We start from the raw sequence: 4,539 nt of genomic DNA, 5'->3' as shown, positions 1-4,539 counted from the left end.
TCCTGCTCATCCAGAGTTCCAGCAGTCGAGGAGGTCTTCCAGTTCCCACTCGCGCCGCATCTCGGCAACCCTTCTTCCGATGTGCCCCGAAGGTCAGAAGAACGATGATTCGTAGTCATATGGCTACAGAGCGGTACTCACGAGTCGTGATCGCTGCGTAGCGGATTTGAAATGTAACTCTCAGCTACTTTTCTCCGGTGACATCAACCCGAGCGATGGGCCATGACGGCGATCGGCACGCTGATGCTGAACACCGTGTGCACGCCGACCATGAACATCGTCCATGGCCCGGCCAGGCCGAGCGCGGGGATGAAGCCGTAGTCGAGGATGCGCGCGCCGGCGGCCCAGTCGGGGTTCCACAGCGTCTGGGTGACGAAGGCCTCCTCGATCATGCCGTACGCCAGCGCGAAGGTCATGATGGCCGGCCAGCGCCACAACCGCCCGCCTCCGCGGCGACCCGGTTGTTGCCGGTGCTGGGCTGGTCGGCTCTCTCGGCTTGCCATCACAGACTCCGGCGTCGTCGACCTCGGCCGACTCGCCGAGGCCGCCCCCCACTCCGCTGAAACCGGAGCGGACATCTCCGGCGCCTGTAAGGCGCTCCAGACCCTCGGTGCCACCGCCCTGAGCTCTCACCAGCGCCTGCGCGTCGCCGAACTCGCCGAGAAGGACCGCCGCATCGTCGGCTCAGGCGTCGCGGACAGCATCATCCGCGAGGATGAGCGGCTGCGCGCCATCCTGATCGCCATCTGACCCGAGGCCGGGGCGGACGAATAGTGGCTCACCGCCCCGGCCCGCCCCCGGTGCGTGCTGCCGATCAATCTGATCAGAGTTGTCGCCGCTGGGTGCGCTCCTCCTGCAGGATCTCCCCGGACAGGACAGCACGCCCACGACGGCCTCGACGATGTCGGTGATGTTGAGCCGGCTGCGGATCAACAGGCCGAGGAAGCGGTCGAACTCAGCGGCGACCATGCGGGCGGTGGCGGGGGGCGGGCCGCGATGCCCGCGCGGTGCGCCGAGTGCCGGGCATGGCTGGCTCGGGCCCGGCACCGGCCTGGCCAGCAGCGCGGCGACCGCGTCGGCAATTACAACCTCGCTGGCCGGCGGCAGGCCCTGGCTGACGTGATCCCAGGCTAGATCGCCGAACGGGACGGGGACGCGGTGCAGGTGCTTCCACCGCGCCTCGATCCACTCGCCGTCGCCGTGGTGGTTGCGCACGCCAGATCCGGGAGACGTCGTAGGGATCGTGATGGACCTCCCAAAGTCCCTTCTTGGCCTGGACCCAGGAGTCCTGGCGCCGGATCAGGCCGGAGCCGTCGTAGGTGCGGCGGCTGACCCTTTGATGCCGTAGTCGTTGACCGCGCGCCAGATGGCCGGCAGCAGTTCGGGGCGCGAACACGTTCGACCGTGCACTGGGCGGCAGGGGTGGTGGGGCGGTGTCGAGGACGGCGGAGACGCGTGCCATGCGCCGGACATGGACGTCTCGGGCGGCAGCACGCGCGCCAAGGGCTCCAGCTCGACGTGGCGATATCGCCGGTGAAGAGCGCTACGAGGATGGTCTCGCTGACAGCGATGCCGAGTCCGTTCTGGCCGGGGGCCTCCCCTGACGAGTGCTCCGATCGAGAGGGCCCCGGCGGTCCGGCGGGCGACGCCGGCCGAACTCACCTTCGAGCGGCGTCAGAAGCGTGCGGCGAAGTGTCCGGAGAATGTCCGGCCTAGCGCCCTCGATCGGTCCCGCGCGGTGGTGGACGGTTGACCCGCGGCGCCACATCTTGCGCCGCCCGAGCGACGCCCGAAGAGGTAGGAACATGATGAGGTACTGGACAAGGCTGGCCACACTGGTCATGCCCGTGATCGCTGTGGTCACCATGAGCGCCGCCGCGAGCGCCGCCCCGAGCCCGGACGCACCCAGCCCGGACGCGCGGACCGTGGTTGTGGGATCCGACGGGCCGGTCTCGGTCGCGTACAACTGCGTCAGCGACCCGCCGCCTGCGGGTTACGTCAGTAACGAGACCAGTCTCGGCATCGGTGTGATCCACATCTGCAACCCGAACGAGCTCTACGACGCGGTACTGTCAGCAGGCCGGCGCACGGACAGCCAGTTCGGGTGGGGAACCTCGCACGGCTTCTACATCGGCGACGGATACTGCCTCGTTCTCCACAAGTGGAACGGCAGTCATTGGATTCCACAGGGTCTCATCGAGGGACCCACCCGGGTCGTCTTCCACAACGACCCCAACCAGAGCTACGACAGGTGGGCGCTGCGGGGTCTGTACCGCTGCTGACGTCCGCGTCGAAGCCCTCACTCGGGTCCGCGCGACCAGCCGAGTACCGCTGGTCGGGCAGCACGATCGAGTATCACCGGGCGCAGATCCGCCGGTTCCACGGCTTTCGCGAGCCGACAGTCGCCGATGAGGGCGGAGGCCCGCAACGGCAGGGGTTTCACTGACCTGGGAGAACCCCGCTGACGCCGGATTCGGTTCCAAGTCTGTCTGACCCCCGGTGCCAAGAGATCGTCACGAACGGCCCCGACGTGCTCGTGACGGCGGCGGCTGTCAGCCGGTCAGTGAATCAAGGCCGCGGATGACGATGTCCGCGGCCCGGCCCATCGCCGCAAGGTAGTCCTGCTCCGACTCGCCGTACATCTCCACGCCGGCCAGTCCGGCCGCCTGCACCGCGCCCATGAACGCGCCGGTGGCCGCAGCGGCGCTGATGGGGTCGAGCCGGTCGGGGAACGCCTTCAGCAACGCGTCTGCGATCCGGCGCTGCGCGCCCAACATCACGTGCAGCGCCTTGGCCTGTACAGACGGAACGGTCGCGAGCAGCCGCTGGTGTATCTCCGCCATCTCCGGCTCCTCTGCCCACATCCCCTGGGCGAGATAGCGGCCGATGGCCCGGTCGAAACACCTGCGCAGCACCTGTGGCACCGTGTCGTCCGGCGCGCGATCGGCGATCACCTCCAGCGCCAGGCCGTAGTAGCGCTCGGCGTCGGCGAAGAGCACGTCCTCCTTGCTCGGGAAGTAGTTGAAGAACGTCTTGGTGGACACGTCCGCCGCGGCGGCGATCTGCGCGCCGGTCGTCTGCTCGTATCCCTGCTCGGTGAACAACCGGACCGCCGCCTGGATGAGCAGGTGCCTGGTCTGCCGTTTCTTGCGCTCGCGTCGCGTCTCCTCCATGACCAGACATCTTACACTAGAGCATTTTTACACTGTTGTATTTTTGCATCCGATGCGGTAAGCCAGAGCCATGAACGTCCTCACTCGACTGGCACCCGCCTTCGGCCTGATCCTCCTGGCACCCCTGACGGCCGAATACCTGATGGGCAATGCGCCCATCACCCACCTCCAGAACCTGCCGGGCGTGGTCCTCCTCTACGGCTGCGGGGCCCTGCTCATCCGCGAGTTCGCCCGCCGCACCGGGCGCGGCTGGCCGGCCATCATGACCTTCGCGCTGGCGTACGGCATGATCGAGGAGGCCTTCGTCACCCAGACGCTGTGGAACCCCGACTGGGCCGCCGGCGCGCGCATCCTCGACTACGGCTTCATCCTCGCGCTCGGCCTGGCCGGGCCATGGACGATGTTCATGGTCGGCGTGCACACGGTGTTCAGCATCAGCGTGCCGATCGCCGTCATGGAGAGCCTGGCCGGCTCGCGGCGCACCACGCCATGGCTGGGCAGGGCCGGGCTCACGGTCGTGAGCGTGCTGTACGCCCTCGTCATCCTCGGCTCCGTCGTCTCCCAGAGCGTCAACACGGACTACGTCTCCGCGGCCCAGCGCATCGGCGCCGCGATCGTCATCGCCGCGATCATCGTCATCGGCCTCCGCCTGCCCCGGAACACCCTGGATGCCGTCCTCTTGCCCGGCCGCGCCCCGAGTCCGTGGGCGGCCGGCGCGTTCGCCCTGGCGGCGGGGTCGGTCTTCGTGCTGCTGTACGCGGTGGACCCCACCGGACTGTCACCCTGGCTGGCGATCCCCGTCCCCGCGTGGCTCAGCGTGGTCCTCTACCTGGCCCTGTTCGTCACCGTCTCCGTCGTATTGCTGCGCTGGTCACGCCGGGCCGGCTGGTCACAGGAACACCGGCTGGCGCTCGCCGGCGGGGCCATGCTGACCTACGCCTGGCACTCGTTCCCGTGGCGTTCCATTACCACCCAGGTGCCGCCCACCCCACCGATCGGCCTGGCAGAGGACCTGCTCAGCAACGCCCTGCTCACCACCGGCGCGGTGGCGCTGCTGGTGTTCGCGGGCCGGCGACTGCGCGGGCAGAGCGGTTCCTGAGGAGGTGTGGGCCAAGCCGCGCCGTCCTTCTGGGGGTGCCATCTGAATCCGGCTGGCATGGGCGGTCACGTCCACGGGCGTGGTGTATGAATCGATCTTCGCGTGATCCTGTTTCTGCAGGTTAGGCGGTAAGTGTCTGTGGGATCGGATTCGGGGACGGTGTGTCGCCGGCGATGAGCCGGACGCGGGCTTTGGCCAGGATGTCCAGGCCCATATAGCGGCGGGCTTCGACCCATTCGTCGGTCTGTTCAGCCAGCACGGCGCCGA

General features: G+C 68.2%; 5 protein-coding genes and 1 pseudogene. 2 read left to right on the top strand and 4 right to left on the bottom strand.

From position 1 onward, the window contains the following. Nucleotides 1-203: 203 nt before the first annotated feature. Nucleotides 204-416, bottom strand: coding sequence for a hypothetical protein (locus tag E1292_RS49530; protein ID WP_132606741.1), 213 nt, complete (start codon nt 414-416; stop codon nt 204-206). A gap of 268 nt (nt 417-684) precedes the next feature. Beyond that, complete coding sequence (locus E1292_RS53225) at nt 685-1,215, bottom strand: hypothetical protein (protein ID WP_220447455.1); 531 nt, start codon at nt 1,213-1,215, stop codon at nt 685-687. A 626-nt stretch (nt 1,216-1,841) separates the two neighbouring features. On the opposite strand from E1292_RS53225, the gene E1292_RS49510 reads away from it, so the two are divergent. After that, nucleotides 1,842-2,282 carry a hypothetical protein gene (locus E1292_RS49510; RefSeq protein ID WP_165975172.1) on the top strand — a complete coding sequence of 147 codons (441 nt, stop codon included), beginning with the start codon at nt 1,842-1,844 and terminating at the stop codon, nt 2,280-2,282. A 270-nt stretch (nt 2,283-2,552) separates the two neighbouring features. Here the strand turns inward: E1292_RS49510 and E1292_RS49505 are convergent, their stop codons facing one another. Beyond that, nucleotides 2,553-3,173 carry a TetR/AcrR family transcriptional regulator gene (locus E1292_RS49505; protein ID WP_132606738.1) on the bottom strand — a complete coding sequence of 207 codons (621 nt, stop codon included), beginning with the start codon at nt 3,171-3,173 and terminating at the stop codon, nt 2,553-2,555. A gap of 70 nt (nt 3,174-3,243) precedes the next feature. Between E1292_RS49505 and E1292_RS49500 the strand changes: the two genes are divergently transcribed. Next, nucleotides 3,244-4,272, top strand: coding sequence for an AF_0692 family protein (locus E1292_RS49500; RefSeq protein ID WP_132606737.1), 1,029 nt, complete (start codon nt 3,244-3,246; stop codon nt 4,270-4,272). 121 nt (nt 4,273-4,393) lie between these two features. On the opposite strand, the pseudogene E1292_RS49495 reads toward E1292_RS49500, so the two are convergent. Further along, nucleotides 4,394-4,539, bottom strand: a pseudogene (locus tag E1292_RS49495) (IS256 family transposase); the annotation flags it as partial.

The organism is Nonomuraea deserti (assembly GCF_004348685.1).
In the GTDB taxonomy this organism is placed as follows: domain Bacteria; phylum Actinomycetota; class Actinomycetes; order Streptosporangiales; family Streptosporangiaceae; genus Nonomuraea; species Nonomuraea deserti.
Note: the sequence above shows the minus strand (reverse complement) of the source record. Positions and strands in the feature narration are given on the sequence as shown.

Coding starts and splice junctions, on each gene's coding strand:
- E1292_RS49530 (WP_132606741.1), bottom strand. CDS start 416: ATGACCTTCGCGCTGGCGTACGGCATGATCGAGGAGGCCTTCGTCACC.
- E1292_RS49510 (WP_165975172.1), top strand. CDS start 1,842: ATGCCCGTGATCGCTGTGGTCACCATGAGCGCCGCCGCGAGCGCCGCC.
- E1292_RS49505 (WP_132606738.1), bottom strand. CDS start 3,173: ATGGAGGAGACGCGACGCGAGCGCAAGAAACGGCAGACCAGGCACCTG.
- E1292_RS49500 (WP_132606737.1), top strand. CDS start 3,244: ATGAACGTCCTCACTCGACTGGCACCCGCCTTCGGCCTGATCCTCCTG.